We start from the raw sequence: 13,542 nt of genomic DNA on the forward strand, positions 1-13,542 counted from the left end.
CCGATCGTCAAGGTGCCGCCGGCGGAACCCGAACTCAACCTCGGAAAGGAGTTGGCCGACGCGGCAGTGGCCGCTGGTGTCGAACACGTGGTTTTCAGCGGGCTCGAAAATGTCGAAGCGATCACCGGCGGCACCAAGTGGGCACCGCATTTCACGGACAAGGCAAAGGTAGAGGATTACATCCGCAGCTTACCCATTCGCAGCTCGTTTGTATACTTGGCGTTTTATTACACCAACTTCCTGGAATACTACGTGCCGCAAGGTGTGGAGGACGGCATAGATTTCGCCATATACTTGCCTCCGGACGTCCCCGTGCCGTTCTGCGACCCGCTCACTGCGGCCGGTCCAGCGGTGCGCGAGATCTTCGATCACCCCGCGCGATACGCCGGGGAGGCGCTGCCCGTGATCGGCGAGTTTATCTCGGCGCAGCAAATGGTGGACACGTTTGTGCGCGTCACCGGCAAGCGCGCGCGCTACGCCTCTGCATACTCGCGCGAAGACTTGTTGCGCCATTTTCCGGGTTTCGCCGGCAACGAGCATCTGGTGCGCGAATTGGTGGGCATGGTCGAATATGCCGTCGAATATGGCTACTACGCTCCCGGGCGCGATCTGACCTGGAGTCGGAAGATCGATCCGAATGCGCTGACCTGGGAACAGTTCCTCAAGCGCAGCAAATGGCAGGGCGACTTGCTGTCCTATGGCGCCGCCGCCGAGGCCGAGCTTGCGCCGATCTGAGAGCGGCGACGCTGTGCTCTTCCTTAACTCGCCGAAGACAGCAGCTTGCCGTGCTTGCCGACGATCCTGACCGCGGTCAGCCGGCCGCTCCGGAAGGCGCCGGTATCGATGCCGAGCCGGTGCCCTTCGAACTTCGGCGCCTCGACGATCGTGTGGCCATGCACCACCCAGCGGTCGAGGAGGTGAGCCTGCTCGAAGAACTCCGTGCGGATGTTGAGCAGGTCGTCCTCGTCCTGGTCAACGAGGTCGATGCCGGGCCTGATGCCGGCGTGGACGAAGACGAATTTCCGCGAGCAGACCATCACCGGCAGTGTGCGCATGAAGGAGACATGGCTGGCGGGAATGGCTTCGCGGATGCGCCGGTCGACCTCGTCGCTTGAGCCGTAGAGGTCAGAGAGCCGCGCCGGGTCGACTCCGTAGGAATAGAGGGTCTCCAACCCGCCGATCGCCAGCCACAGCTCGCGCGACAGATGGCCGTCGAGATAGCCGAGCATCGCGACCTCGTGGTTTCCCGCCAGGCAGACGCGCAGGAAACCTTTCGGCGCCGGCGCGACGAGATGATCGAGCACGCGCTTCGAGTTCGGGCCGCGGTCGACATAGTCGCCGAGCATGATGATGATCTTGCGGCCGCGAAAGGGCAGCGCATCGAGCAGGATCTTCTGCTCCAGCGACCGCAATTCGTTGTAGCAGCCGTGCACGTCGCCGATTGCATAGACGACCGTGTCCTGCATATCCATTTCCAGGCGGTCGCGCGGCGCGGTCCGGGGTCGTCTCGATCGCTGGAACAGGCTCACGGATTGAGGCTCGATGCTCGCTAGGGGTCTATCCCAGTTTCAGGGAGCATGTCACACGGCACGCATGAAGCCTCGATATCATGCTCGGCCGGAATTTCCATACCGGCGCGAACATTACTCGTTCGTTAATTCAGGCATGGGGAACCGGCACTTAAGCCGTCTTGAGCCTCGCTGTCATCGGCCGGCAATCGCCCTTTGCGCCTGGCCTGGTCCCCCGCAGTTGCAGGCGATGATGCAGGCCGGCTAAACCCCGATGCCGCGCCCCTTCAGCGCCGCGCTGATCTCGTCGAGGATGACGGGGTCGTCGATGGTCGCCGGCATCGTCCATTCCTCCTTGTCGGCGATCTTCTGCATGGTGCCGCGCAGGATCTTGCCGGAGCGGGTCTTGGGCAGGCGCTTGATCGTCACCACCGTCTTGAAGGCGGCGACCGGGCCTATGCGCTCGCGCACCAGTCCCACCACCTCGCTTTCAATGAGGGCGGTATCGCGCGAAACGCCGGCGTTGAGCACGACGAAGCCGAGCGGCACCTGGCCTTTCATGGCGTCGGCGATGCCGATGACGGCGCATTCGGCGACGTCGGGATGCGCGGCAAGCACTTCCTCCATTGCGCCGGTCGACAGTCGGTGGCCGGCGACGTTGATGATGTCGTCGGTGCGGGCCATGACATAGAGGTAGCCGTCCTCGTCGAGCATGCCGGCGTCGGCCGTCTTGTAGAAGCCGGGGAACTCCTCGAGATAGGCCTGACGGAAACGGCCGTCGGCGTTCCACAGCGTCGGCAGGCAGCCGGCCGGCAGCGGCAGCTTGACCACGACATTGCCCAGCGTGCCGCGCGCCACTTCGTGGCCGGCATCGTCGAGCACGCGGATGTCGTAGCCCGGCATCGGTACCCCGGGCGAACCGTATTTGACCGGCAAGAGCCCCAGACCGGCCGGATTGATGGTCATCGGCGACCCCGTCTCGGTCTGCCACCAGTGGTCGATGACCGGCACGGCGAGCTTCTGCTCGGCCCATTTGATGGTTTCCGGATCGGCGCGCTCGCCAGCGAGGAACAGCGTGCGGAATTTCGACAAATCGTATTTCGGCACGAACTCGCCGCGCGGGTCCTGCCCCTTGATGGCGCGGAACGCCGTCGGCGCGGTGAACAGCGCCACCACGCCATGCTGCGATATCACTCGCCAGTAGGTGCCGGCGTCCGGCGTGCCGATCGGCTTGCCTTCGAAAAGTATGCTGGTCGCGCCATGCAGCAGCGGGCCGTAGACGATGTAGGAGTGGCCGACCACCCAGCCGACATCGGAGGCCGCCCAGAACACCTCGCCCGGCTTGACGCCGAACTCGTTCTCCATCGTCCATTTCAAGGCGACCATGTGGCCGCCATTGTCGCGCACGATGCCCTTCGGCTGGCCGGTCGTGCCCGATGTGTAGATGATGTAGAGCGGGTCGGTGGCCAGCACCGGAACGCAGTCGACATTGGCGCCGGCGGCCCGCTCGCGCGCAACCGCGTCGGCATAGTCGATGTCGTAGTGGTCCTTCAGCTCGCAGCGCAGCTGCTCGCGCTGCAGGATCAGGCACGCATCGGGCTTATGCCTGGACATCTCGATCGCTTTGTCGAGCAGCGGCTTGTAGGGCACGACACGGCCGGGCTCGAGCCCGCAGGATGCCGAGATGATCAGCTTCGGCTTGGCGTCGTCGATGCGGGTGGCAAGCTCATGCGAGGCAAACCCGCCGAAGACCACCGAATGCACGGCGCCGATGCGCGAGCAGGCGAGCATGGCGATGGCCGCCTCCGCCACCATCGGCATGTAGATGATGACGCGGTCGCCCTTGCCGATGCCCCGGTTCTTCAGCACCGAGGCAAGCGCGACCACCTCGCGCTTGAGTTCGGCATAGGTGTATTTCCGGATCGTGCCGGTGATCGCGCTGTCATGGATCAGCGCCACCTGGTCGGCGCGGCCGCCGGCGACATGGCGGTCGATGGCGTTGAAGCAGGTGTTACAGGTCGCGCCGGTGAACCAGCGGCCATAGACGCCGGCCTCGGCGTCGAAGACGCGTTCGGCCGGTGAATACCAGTCGATCTCCTTGGCCGCCTCGGCCCAGAACCTTACCGGGTCGCGCCTCCAGCTCTCATAGACCTCGTGGTAGCGTGACGCCATCCAGCTTCCTCCCCGGAAAATTTGCCACCCCCAAATAGCCTATGCCCTTCCGGCCGGCCATGTCTTCCCCGAATTTCGTCGATGGCCGATCTCGCCTCGGTCGCAAATATCCGGCACCTTGGCATGCCGATAGCTGCCCGCCATGCGTTGGGCCAGGCCGCGAGCACGGCGGACTGCTCGGCGAGCTTCGAGACGCAGCAAGATGGCGTATCGGGCAAGGCGCTCGGCTTCCGGCTGACGTTGCAGGGCCAGGACGGCAAGCCGTTGAAGATATTGCACGAGGAGAAGGCGGTGCCGGGCTCGGGGAACTGCCCGACCTCCTACTCCCGTCGGAGGCCTACGAATTCGCGCCCGAGGGCAAGCCGGCGGTCATCGCCGTGCTGGTGCTGCGCTTCAGCCAGGGCTTCGAAGGGGTCGCGACAGCGGCTTCATCGCGGTGACAGGCCAGGCGCGCTGAACAGCGCCGGCGCGGCCGGGGCAGGCAAACCCTGGCGACGGTGCCACGGCACCGTTCCTGACTGTCGGCACTGTTTGCCGGCTTAAAGCGGCAAGGCCGCGAGCATCAACCCGACGCCGCCGGCGATCAGTATCGCAGCCGCAAGTGCTCTCCGATGGCGTTCGAACGCCGTCGGAGCCCTATCCCAATTGTAACGCATACTCGTCACCCTTTCCCCAAACCCCGGCGATTCCATAGCTTACTTAGGGGAAAGAAGGCAACACCCCCCGGTTTTTGCCAGCTTGCCGGGCAATGGCGTTCATTGTCAGTTGCGGTCGTCGGTCGTTTCCGGGGTTGCCATGAAGAGGCCTACCAAAGGGCGGTGTGGAGCAAGCGCGAAAGCTGTCCGCCGTGACCGCTGCGCCGCAACCCTCACGCGCGTGATTTTCCTCGCCAACCGGGCCGCAGCCCGTCGCGGGCAGGCCGTCAGAGCAATGGACAGCACCGCCTAGCCGCGCTAATGGCTCTCCAGCATTTTTGCATGGACTGGAGATGGCCCATGGTCGAAATCGCATCTGAGATGGTTCTGCGGCTGGCCGACGACGCCTCGGTGCAGCATGTCGGCGATGGCGCCGTCGTGCTTCTGGCGCGCAGCGGCCAGCTCTATACTTGCAACGGCACCACCGAAGCCTTTCTCGACAAGGTCGACGGCGCGCGCAGCCTCGACCAGATCGTCGATCTGCTTTCCGACGAGTTCGAGGTCGACAAGGATATGCTCGACCAGGACATGGCGGCGCTTGCCGCGGAACTGGTGGCGGAAGGCATCCTCGCCGACCCCGGTGCATGATGGCTGACGGGCCGCTGCTGCGGGCGTTGTTTCGCGCCCATCTGTGGGCCAGCGCGCGGCTGATGCCGGCCCTCGTCGGCAAGCGCGACTTCGAAGCAGTGCTGAAATGGGCGCCGCTGACATCGCCGACTCCCTATCGCGGCCTGCCGTCCGCCTACATCGTCGCCAGCGTCAACCGCGCGGTCAGGCATCCCTGGCTGATGCGCGACCGCAGATGCCTGAGGGAGGGCCTGCTCGCCCATCGCTTCCTGCGTCTCGCCGGCTTCGATCCGGACCTGCGCTTCGGCGTCGATCCGCAATCGCTGCATGCGCCGCGCCTGTCGGCGCATTGCTGGGTCTGCCTCGAGGGCCGGCCGGTGGTCAGCGACAGCCTTCCCGGTATGGTCGAAATCTACCGCCATTATGCCGAGCCCGGAAAGGCGCGCGCCGCTTGACTGCTTCCGTCAGCTACGCCCTCAACGGTCAGGTCGTCGGCATATCGGCCGAACGCGCCGAGCTCTGGCGCGATCTCGACCGGATGCTCTCGGGCCTGAGCGCCACCGAACCCGTCGATGCCGGCTTTCGCATCGACATCGTCGAGACACCGACGCTGGCCGAGACGCCGGAGGGAACGCTTGCCTTCGACGGCGAAGTGCCCGAGGACGGCCATTGCCGGATGATCGATGGCGGCGACGTCGTCCACCTGGTCTTTCCCGGCCGGCAGACGATTTCCATCCATGCCGGCCAGCGCCGGGCCGAAATCCGCACCGGCCCGGGCGTCAGGGTCACCTGGACGGCGTGGATGCTGGTGCTGGATGCCGCGCTCGACGCCAGTGGGCAGTATATGCTGCACACCGCCGGCCTGACGCTGCCGGGCAGCGATGCCGTGGTCCTCATCCACGCGCCGAGCGGCACCGGCAAGACCACGACATCGCTGGCGCTGGCCTCGCAAGGCTTCGGCCTCTGCGCCGACGATTCCATGATCCTCGACGTGGCGCGGGACAAGGCCGTTGCCTGGGGCCTGCCTCGCCATGTGAAGATCCACCGCAAGACCGCCGAACTTGTCCCGTTCGTCTTGCCCTGCCTCGGCCCCTCCTGGGACCGCAATGGCGAACAGGCCGTGTCGCTCGAGCGCCTCGGCGAGATATTGCGCGTCGAAAGCATTGTCGCCAGGCCGGTCTCGGCGCTGCTGCATCTTGCCCGCTCCGCCGATGGCGAGAGCAGGCTTCATCCCATGGCCAGGACCGACGCCATGGTCGCGCTGGCCGCCGACAATGTCAGGACCGGCATGACCGGCCTGCTGCAGGTGCAGAAACACCGGCTGGCGGCGATCGCCAGGCTGGTCACCACGGTGCCGACCTTCACCCTGGAAGTGGGCGCGCGGCCGGCCGATGCGGCGCGATTGATCCAGTCCACCCTGTCCGCGGCCTGAATCAGCGCGATCCTTCGGTCCGCTCCCCAAAGCGGCGTATTTCAAAGAACCGCTGGCCGAGCCGGATCCGGCCGAACGCGCGTTGCCAGCGCGTCAGCTGCCGCGCGAAGCCACTATAGGCAAGATGCGCGACGCGGCCGTCGGCGCAATCGAATTCGATCATGCCCCACCGCCTTGCCGGCGGTTCGCCTGTCGCCGGTCCGAGCCGGCGGATCGGGTGCGCCAGCCGGGCGAGCTTCCCGTCTATCGGCACATAGAGGGCGACGGCGCGCCCGACGACGCGCCAGATCTTGGCGACATGGGCGCTCGACCATTGACTGCCGACCACTACCGGCGTGCGGCCGACTTGCGCCCAGGTGAAGGTGCCCTCCGGCTGCGGCATGCCTTCGAGCACGCCGGCGCTGTGATCGGGCGCGGCCTCCGCCACCAGCATTTTCATTCCGCTGGCCAGCGCCCGCGACAGTGTCGCCGTCGACTGCCAATCTCCGGGAGAAAACGCGATCTGGGCCAGGATGTCGCCCTCGTCGAAGCCGGACGTCATCTTGTGCAGACTGACCCCGCCATGCGTCTCATCTTGCCCATCGAGGACGAGCCGCGCGATCGGATGCGGGCCCTTGTAGTTGGGCAGCAGCGCCGGATGCAGGTTCAGCCCGCCCTTCGCGAACAGCTTCAGCACGGTCTCCGGAATAAGGGTAGGAAACCCGAAAGTGATGAGGACGTCCGCGTTGAAACCGGCGAGGCGTTGGCACAGTGCCGCCCAGTCATGCGGGCGGCCGAATTCGATCACCGGCACTTCGGCGCGAACGAGATGCTGCCTAAGCACAAGCCTGCGCCTCCAGCGTCGCCGCCATGTGCCGAAGCTCGACTGTTTGCCGGGCCGCGGTCCAGGCACGACGATCGCGGCGATGCGGTGGCCCTTCTCCAGCCAGCCGGCGAGCATCGGGGCGGTGATCGGCGTGATTTCGATGATGAACACGGCCGAGATCGGCTTGTCCGGGGCTGCTGCGTGATCAGGCACGATACGGCCTCGGCCTCGCCAGCCGCTGGATCCAGCGGAATGCGTCGCGACGAAGCCGCGAGCGCATCTTGTCCCTGGAATTGACGCCGAGCAGTGTCTCGCGGGTGATCAGCCGCCTGGCCAGCCGGATGCCGAGATCGGGCTTGATCCGGTCGGCGAGGTCGAGCGCGCGCGCCTCGTCGAAAAGCCGGCCGGTCACGTCGAGCACCGTCGCCAGTTCGAGTTCGATGCCGGTCATGCGCGCGGCCTCCAGCAACTGTGCTTCCGCTTCCGGTGATGGCAAAGCCCGCACGCCCTGCAGCACGTCGACGCAAAGCTGCAGTCGGTGGAACTTGTGTCCGCCGGCGGCATGCACGATGGCGATGGTCAGCAGCGCCGCCGGCGTGTCGGTCCCGGCGCCGTCGATGGCCTGCAATTCGCGAAAACCCAGCGACAGCCGCCGCCGCATGCCGGAATCATGCACCAGATTGCCGTGCAGTTCGATCAGCAGGCTCGAATTCTCCTTTTCCAGCCATTTGAACTCCTGCAAATCGTGTGACTGGGCTTCGCCGCTGTGGAGCTCGAAGCCGGAGGCCGCGATCACCTGATTGGCGTCGTTGATGCTGGCCGGCTCGACCAGGATGTCGATGTCGGTGAACGGCCGATCCGAGACATGTTTGTAGAGCTTGCGCGCGAAGACCGGACCCTTGACGATCCGCGCTGGGATGTCCTTCGCCGCCAGCGCCTTCATGATGCGCTCGCCATGATATTGCAGCAGCATGGACTGGCCGGTGACCAGCGTCGATGCCTCGCGCAGTTCGGTCAATCTCGCTTGCAGGGCCGGATCTTGCGGCAGATGCGCATCGCCTGCTTCCCGAAGCTTGCGCAGCATGATCGGCAGAACGCCGTGGAATTCGGCATTGTCGAGCAGGGCCAGCAGGGTTCCCGCCGCCGGAACCACGGCCATGCGCGCCTCCGGATCGGCGTAGTTCAGCAGCAGTTTTTCGTCGGCAGGCGCAAGTGGTGGCAGCATCAACCCGTTCGGTGTTGCGCGATGGAGGACTTGTGTCGCCAATATGGTTGCAGAAAAGCACCATGGAAACCAGTGCGACGGCAACAAAGCTCACGCCTGATTTGACTTGGCGAAGAGGTATCCCTGGAGGCTACATCCCCCAGCGCAGCGCCGCCGTATGCACCGGCGCGTCCCACAGGGTCGTCATCTCGTCGTCGAGCATGGTCAGCGTGATCGAGCAGCCGGCCATGTCGAGCGACGTGACATAAGACCCGACCAGCGAGCGGGCAACGCTCACGCCGCTTGCCTCGAAGATCCTGCGGGCGCTGTTGTACATCAAATAGAGCTCCATCGACGGCGTGCCGCCGAAGCCGTTGACGAACAGCAGCGCCGGCCCTCTGGCGCGGCCGCCGAGATCGCCTGTTATCGCCGCGCAGATTTCCTCGGCGATGGCGTCGGCGCTCTTCAGGGCGTCGCGCCGCCGGCCGGGCTCGCCATGGATGCCGACACCGAATTCCATCTCGCCGTCGCCGATCTCGAAGGTCGGCTTGCCCGCCGCCGGCACGGTGCAACTGGTCAGCGCCACGCCCATCGAGCGCGTCGCGCCGTTGACGCGCTCGCCGAGCGCCTTGAGATCCTTCAGCGCCATGCCTTGCTCGGCCGCCGCGCCGACGATCTTTTCCACCACCAGCGTGCCGGCGACGCCGCGCCGGCCGGTCGTGTAGGACGAGTTCTCGACCGCGACGTCGTCATTGGTCACTACCTGCAGCACGCCTTCCGACATTTCGGCCGCCATGTCGAAGTTCATCACGTCGCCTTCATAGTTCTTGACGATGAACAGGCAGCCTGCGCCGGTGTCGACCGCCCCGGCCGCCGCCAGCATCTGGTCGGGCGTCGGCGAGGTGAACACCTGTCCGGGGCAGGCCGCGTCCAGCATGCCGTGCCCGACCAGCCCGCCATGCAGCGGCTCGTGGCCCGAGCCGCCGCCCGAGATCAGCGCCACCTTGCCCGGCTTCAGCGCCCTGCGGCGGACGAACTTGTGCTCATCACCCAGCACAAGGATATCCGAATGGGCGGCGACGAAGCCGTCGAGGCTCTCGGTCAGCACCGTGTCCACCGCATTGATGAATTTCTTCATGGCTGTCCTCCCGGAACAGTCTCGAATTTTTATGCAATTCCGAACGGAAAACCGCTGCTTTTCCCGGAATTGCTTGGTTAGCCGCTGCCCTTGCCGGCGATGCTGGTGATCTTCTGGATGAAGTCGTTGATCGCCCGGTCGAGCGCCGCATTCTGCTTGTCGTCGCCGAAATCCGGCACGATGAGCGAGACATGGCGCGTCTTGCGCAGGCCGGAGGCCGCCGACATCTTGCCCGGATGCGCCTGGTGATAGGCGGTGAGGAACTGGTCGCGCTCGGCCGGGCTGAAATGGCAGACGGAAAAGATCGAAGGCAGATGCTTTGACGGGATCGGGATCGAATAGGCCGGGCTGGAGATCTGGGTGACGAAGCTGCGATGCTTGCCGAGCGCGTCCGCCAGCCGCTGGCGCATGCCGGACGGCCGCTGGTCGATGACGTGCGACAGGATCGTCTTGTAGGCGCGGATCGCCTCTTCCGAGCCGGCTTCGGGTATCTTCTCCGCCTCGGCCATGCCGGACCTAGACCGGGACTTCCGCAATGGCGGCTTTCGCCATTGCGAGTTGGGCTGGGGCGACCGAGAGGTCGCGCAGGCCGCATTCGAGCAGCGCCGGGATGGCGGCCGGATCGCCGCCGGCATCACCGCACAGGCTGACCGGGATCTCCGTCTCGCGTCCGAAGCGCACCACCGCTTCCATCAACCTAAGAACCGCCGGATGCCGTACCGAGTTGAGGTAGGTGACGGCGGCATTGTCTCGGGCCGCCGCCATCACATATTGCGTCAGGTCGTTGGAGCCGATCGAGAAGAAGGCGACGTTCGCGAAAGCTTCCGGCGCAATCGCCACAGAAGGCACCTCGACCATGATGCCGAGCGGCGGCATCGTGTGCGCGACGCCGAGCGCGGCAAGGCTCGCCTGCTCCTCCGCGAACAGCGCGGCGGCCTGGCTGTATTCCTCGGGCGTGGCGATCATCGGAAACATGACCTTCAGATTGCCGTGGATGGCGGCGCGCAGCAATGCCCTGATCTGCACCCGGAAAATGTCGCGCCGCTTGAGCGACAGCCGGATGCCGCGCAGGCCGAGAAAGGGATTGGTCTCCTCGACGGTTAAGCCGGCAACCGGCTTGTCGCCGCCGGCGTCGACGGTGCGGATGGTCACCGGCTTCTCGCCTGCCCATTCCAGCACCTTGCGGTAGGCCCGGTACTGCGTCTCCTCGTCCGGAAGCGTCTTGCCGAACAGGAACTCCGTCCGCATCAGCCCGACGCCGTCGCAGGTCGAGATGTCGATGCCGTCGACATCAGAAGGGTTGGCGATGTTGACCTGCACGCGCACGGCGGTGCCCGCCTTGGTCTCTGCCGGCCGGGTCAGGAAAGACTGCGCCGCGCCCTGGCGCGCGGCGAAGGAGGACGATGATTGTCGGAAGGCGTCGATCTCGGCGGGTGAGGGCGAGAGCACCATCCCGCCATGCTCGGCATCGAGCAACGCCATGCCTGCGAGGCTGCCCGGGAAGGTGCCGAGCCCGACCACCATTGGCACGCCGCGCGCACGCGCCAGCATGGCGACATGGCTGGCGGTGCTGCCGGCCCTGAGCGCGATGCCGCCACCGGCGCTCCAGTCGATTTCGAGGAAGCGCGTCGGCGCGACGTCCTCGCCATGGAAGATGGCGCCGAGGGGTGCCGTGGGTTCGCCGTCCTCGCTCAGCGCACGCAAGACCTGGTCGCGTATGTCGCGCAGATCAGCGGCGCGTGCGCGGAAATAGTCCTGGTCTGACGCGTCGTAGCCGGCGATTTCGGCGTCGAGCGCCGCCCGCCATGCGACATCGGCGGCCTGGTCGGCGCCGATCGAGGCGAAGGCCGGCGCGCTCAGCGCATCGTCCTGCAGCATGGCGATATGGAATTCCAGGATGCCGGCGGCATCGCCGTCGGCGGTTTCGATCATTGCGCTGAGCCGGCTTACCGCCTTGCCGATCGCGGTCTCCAGCGCCGCAATCTCCTCCGCCGCGCTCGACTTGCTTGTGTAGGCGGCAGGCGGCCGGTCGAGATCGAACAGCGGCCCTTCGGCATAGCCGGCGGAAGCCGGGATACCCTCAATGCGCATCGTCCGCATTCCTTGCGGCCGGACGGACATGCAAGTCGATCTCAAGCGGACCGGGCATGGTCCGCATCCTCGTCGAAATCGCGCTGCACCAGGTCGACCAGCGCGTCGACCGCCTCGCTCGCGCCGTCGCCCTTGGCCCGGATGTGCAGCAGCGTTCCCTTAGGCGCCTTGGCCGCCATCACCTTGACGATGCTCTTGGCGTCGAACCAGGGGCCGTTGGCGGCGACGGCAACCTCGACCTCGGCCGCGAACGATTTGGCGAGCTTGGTGAACTTCACCGAAGGGCGCGCGTGCAGACCCACGGTGTGGGTGATCAGGACGGTGGCTTCGGCGGATGCGGACATTCAGTCGGTTCCCGTTCATTCACGACGGCGACAATTCATGCGCCGTCGCCACCACTTCCTTGAGCGAGGCGCCGCCGGAAGCTTCCGTCGCCGCCATCACCGCGCCCTCGACGATCGGCGCGTTGCAGACCACGATCTTGTGCGAGCGCGGCTCGCCGATCATCTCGACCGCCATCTCTGAGTTAGTCTCGGCGCCGCCGAGATCGACGAGGATGGCGACGCCAGCCTCCGACCAGGCCTTTTCGATCGCGCCCATGATCGCCTCGACGCTGGTGCCGAGCCCGCCATGGCCGTTTCCGCCGCACCATGCAAGCGGCACTTCGTCGCCCACCATCTGGCGCACCATGTCGGCTGTGCCTTCGGCGACCAGCGGCGAATGCGACACGATGACGATACCGACATTGCTCATTGGTGGTCCTCGACGGCTTCAGCGACTGCGCGCACCAGCAGCGCGGTCGAGCGCGCCCCGGCGTCCATATGCCCGATCGAGCGGTCGCCCAGGAAGGAGGCCCGCCCGCGCAACGCCTTCATCGGCACCGTGGCGTCAGCCGCCTTGTCGGCGGCATTGGCGATCTCCTTGCCGGTCCTGCCTTGCGCCAGCGCCTCATACACCGGCTGCAGCACGTCGAGCATGGTTTTTTGTCCCGGCTGCGATTTGCCGCGCGCCGCAACCGCCTCGATCGCCTTGCCCAGAGCCGCCGTCAGCCCGTCGCGGTCCGGCGCCGCCGGCAATTCCTTGCCCAGCGCCATGAACAGCGTGCCGAACAAGGGGCCGGAGGCGCCACCGACCGTCATCACCAGCTTGGTGCCGACCGCCTTCAACGCGTCGGGGAGCGGCTTTGCTGCGAAAGCGTCCGCCTCGGCGCGCACGGCCTCAAAACCGCGCTTCATGTTGAGGCCATGGTCGCCGTCGCCGATCGCCTGGTCGAGCGCGGTTAGTTCTTCGGCATGCGCCGCGATCGTGTCCGCCGCCGCCGCGATCAAGCTGGAGAAATCGGATGCGGCCATTGCCTGTCCTTCAAGCCGGGGCGAACATGGCGGCAACGGCCGCGAACACTTCCGCTACAGCAAAGGCACCGGGATCGGCGACGCCGTCAAGCTGCCGGCCGATATAGGCGGAGCGTCCGGCCTTGGCCTTGCGCATCGCGGCCGTGGCCTCCGCGCCATGCCGCGCGGCCGTCGCGGCTGCTTCCAGCCCGCCCGTATCGAGCGCCTTGAGCGCCGGCTCCAGCGCATCGACCATGGTGCGGTCGCCGATCTTGGCGCCGCCGTAGAAGGTCATCCGGTCGAGGCCGGCGAGCAGCGCCTTGGGCAGAGTCGCGCCAAAACCCAAAGTCTGCGCCGCTGCGGTGAAGAAGATCGACAAAAGCACACCGCTCGAACCGCCCATCGCGGTCCCCAGCGTATCGCCGATTGCCGCCAGCGCCGCCGCCCGGTCGGCAAGCGGCAGCGTGTCCAGACGCTCGAGCACGCTGCGCGCGCCGGTCGCCACCGTCGACCCGGTATCGCCGTCGCCGGCCTTGGCGTCTAGCCCGTTCAAGGGCTCCTCCAGCGAGATCAGCTTCTCGCAAACGACGGTGATCAAC

15 protein-coding genes are annotated in these 13,542 nt (G+C 66.1%); 4 read left to right on the forward strand and 11 right to left on the reverse strand.

Annotated features, from left to right (window positions below; translation table 11 throughout):
* On the forward strand, positions 1 to 735 hold a 735-nt coding region (locus EN780_RS05475; protein WP_245499883.1), incomplete at its 5' end, for an NmrA family NAD(P)-binding protein.
* A 23-nt stretch (positions 736 to 758) separates the two neighbouring features.
* Here the strand turns inward: EN780_RS05475 and EN780_RS05480 are convergent.
* Together EN780_RS05480 and EN780_RS05485 are read right to left on the reverse strand one after the other, a co-directional pair.
* On the reverse strand, positions 759 to 1,466 hold the full coding sequence (locus EN780_RS05480; protein WP_245493416.1) for a metallophosphoesterase family protein: 708 nt from the start codon (positions 1,464 to 1,466) through the stop codon (positions 759 to 761).
* A 306-nt stretch (positions 1,467 to 1,772) separates the two neighbouring features.
* On the reverse strand, positions 1,773 to 3,680 hold the full coding sequence (locus EN780_RS05485; protein WP_128272502.1) for a propionyl-CoA synthetase: 1,908 nt from the start codon (positions 3,678 to 3,680) through the stop codon (positions 1,773 to 1,775).
* Positions 3,681 to 4,675: 995 nt separating this feature from the next.
* Here EN780_RS05485 and EN780_RS05495 point away from each other — a divergent pair.
* From EN780_RS05495 to EN780_RS05505, 3 genes are read left to right on the forward strand one after another with little or no spacing between them, the layout of a single operon-like run.
* Entirely contained in the window at positions 4,676 to 4,963 is a 288-nt protein-coding gene (locus EN780_RS05495; RefSeq protein WP_127309337.1) for a PqqD family protein, read from the forward strand.
* Positions 4,963 to 5,397 (forward strand): lasso peptide biosynthesis B2 protein, encoded by a 435-nt coding sequence (locus tag EN780_RS05500; RefSeq protein WP_127309346.1) that lies wholly within the window; start codon positions 4,963 to 4,965, stop codon positions 5,395 to 5,397. The genes EN780_RS05495 and EN780_RS05500 overlap by 1 nt, the downstream gene beginning before the upstream one ends.
* On the forward strand, positions 5,394 to 6,374 hold the full coding sequence (locus tag EN780_RS05505; RefSeq protein ID WP_127309338.1) for a serine kinase: 981 nt from the start codon (positions 5,394 to 5,396) through the stop codon (positions 6,372 to 6,374). The genes EN780_RS05500 and EN780_RS05505 overlap by 4 nt, the downstream gene beginning before the upstream one ends.
* Before the next feature lies 1 nt (position 6,375).
* On the opposite strand, the gene EN780_RS05510 is transcribed toward EN780_RS05505, so the two are convergent.
* The 9 genes from EN780_RS05510 to EN780_RS05550 all read right to left on the reverse strand — a co-directional run.
* Entirely contained in the window at positions 6,376 to 7,392 is a 1,017-nt protein-coding gene (locus tag EN780_RS05510) for a formyltransferase family protein (protein WP_128272504.1), read from the reverse strand.
* The gene (locus tag EN780_RS05515; protein WP_128272506.1) at positions 7,385 to 8,404 is read right to left on the reverse strand and encodes a nucleotidyltransferase family protein; all 1,020 of its coding nucleotides are present in this window, start codon (positions 8,402 to 8,404) and stop codon (positions 7,385 to 7,387) included. Before EN780_RS05515 ends, EN780_RS05510 begins: the two co-directional genes overlap by 8 nt.
* Before the next feature lie 130 nt (positions 8,405 to 8,534).
* The gene (dhaK, locus tag EN780_RS05520) at positions 8,535 to 9,521 is read right to left on the reverse strand and encodes a dihydroxyacetone kinase subunit DhaK (protein WP_128272508.1); all 987 of its coding nucleotides are present in this window, start codon (positions 9,519 to 9,521) and stop codon (positions 8,535 to 8,537) included.
* Between the two features lie 77 nt (positions 9,522 to 9,598).
* Entirely contained in the window at positions 9,599 to 10,030 is a 432-nt protein-coding gene (locus tag EN780_RS05525) for a hypothetical protein (RefSeq protein ID WP_127309342.1), read from the reverse strand.
* A gap of 7 nt (positions 10,031 to 10,037) precedes the next feature.
* Positions 10,038 to 11,612, reverse strand: a complete 1,575-nt coding sequence (ptsP, locus tag EN780_RS05530) for a phosphoenolpyruvate--protein phosphotransferase (protein WP_189556400.1) — start codon at positions 11,610 to 11,612, stop codon at positions 10,038 to 10,040.
* Positions 11,613 to 11,653: 41 nt separating this feature from the next.
* Entirely contained in the window at positions 11,654 to 11,956 is a 303-nt protein-coding gene (locus EN780_RS05535; RefSeq protein ID WP_128272513.1) for an HPr family phosphocarrier protein, read from the reverse strand.
* Positions 11,957 to 11,975: 19 nt separating this feature from the next.
* Complete coding sequence (gene dhaM / locus EN780_RS05540; RefSeq protein ID WP_127287338.1) at positions 11,976 to 12,365, reverse strand: dihydroxyacetone kinase phosphoryl donor subunit DhaM; 390 nt, start codon at positions 12,363 to 12,365, stop codon at positions 11,976 to 11,978.
* Positions 12,362 to 12,964 (reverse strand): dihydroxyacetone kinase subunit DhaL, encoded by a 603-nt coding sequence (gene dhaL, locus EN780_RS05545; protein WP_128272515.1) that lies wholly within the window; start codon positions 12,962 to 12,964, stop codon positions 12,362 to 12,364. Before dhaL ends, dhaM begins: the two co-directional genes overlap by 4 nt.
* Positions 12,965 to 12,974: 10 nt before the next feature.
* On the reverse strand, positions 12,975 to 13,542 hold a 568-nt coding region (locus tag EN780_RS05550), incomplete at its 5' end, for a DAK2 domain-containing protein (RefSeq protein ID WP_128272517.1).

The organism is Mesorhizobium sp. M4B.F.Ca.ET.089.01.1.1, from assembly GCF_004022605.1.
GTDB lineage: Bacteria > Pseudomonadota > Alphaproteobacteria > Rhizobiales > Rhizobiaceae > Mesorhizobium > Mesorhizobium abyssinicae.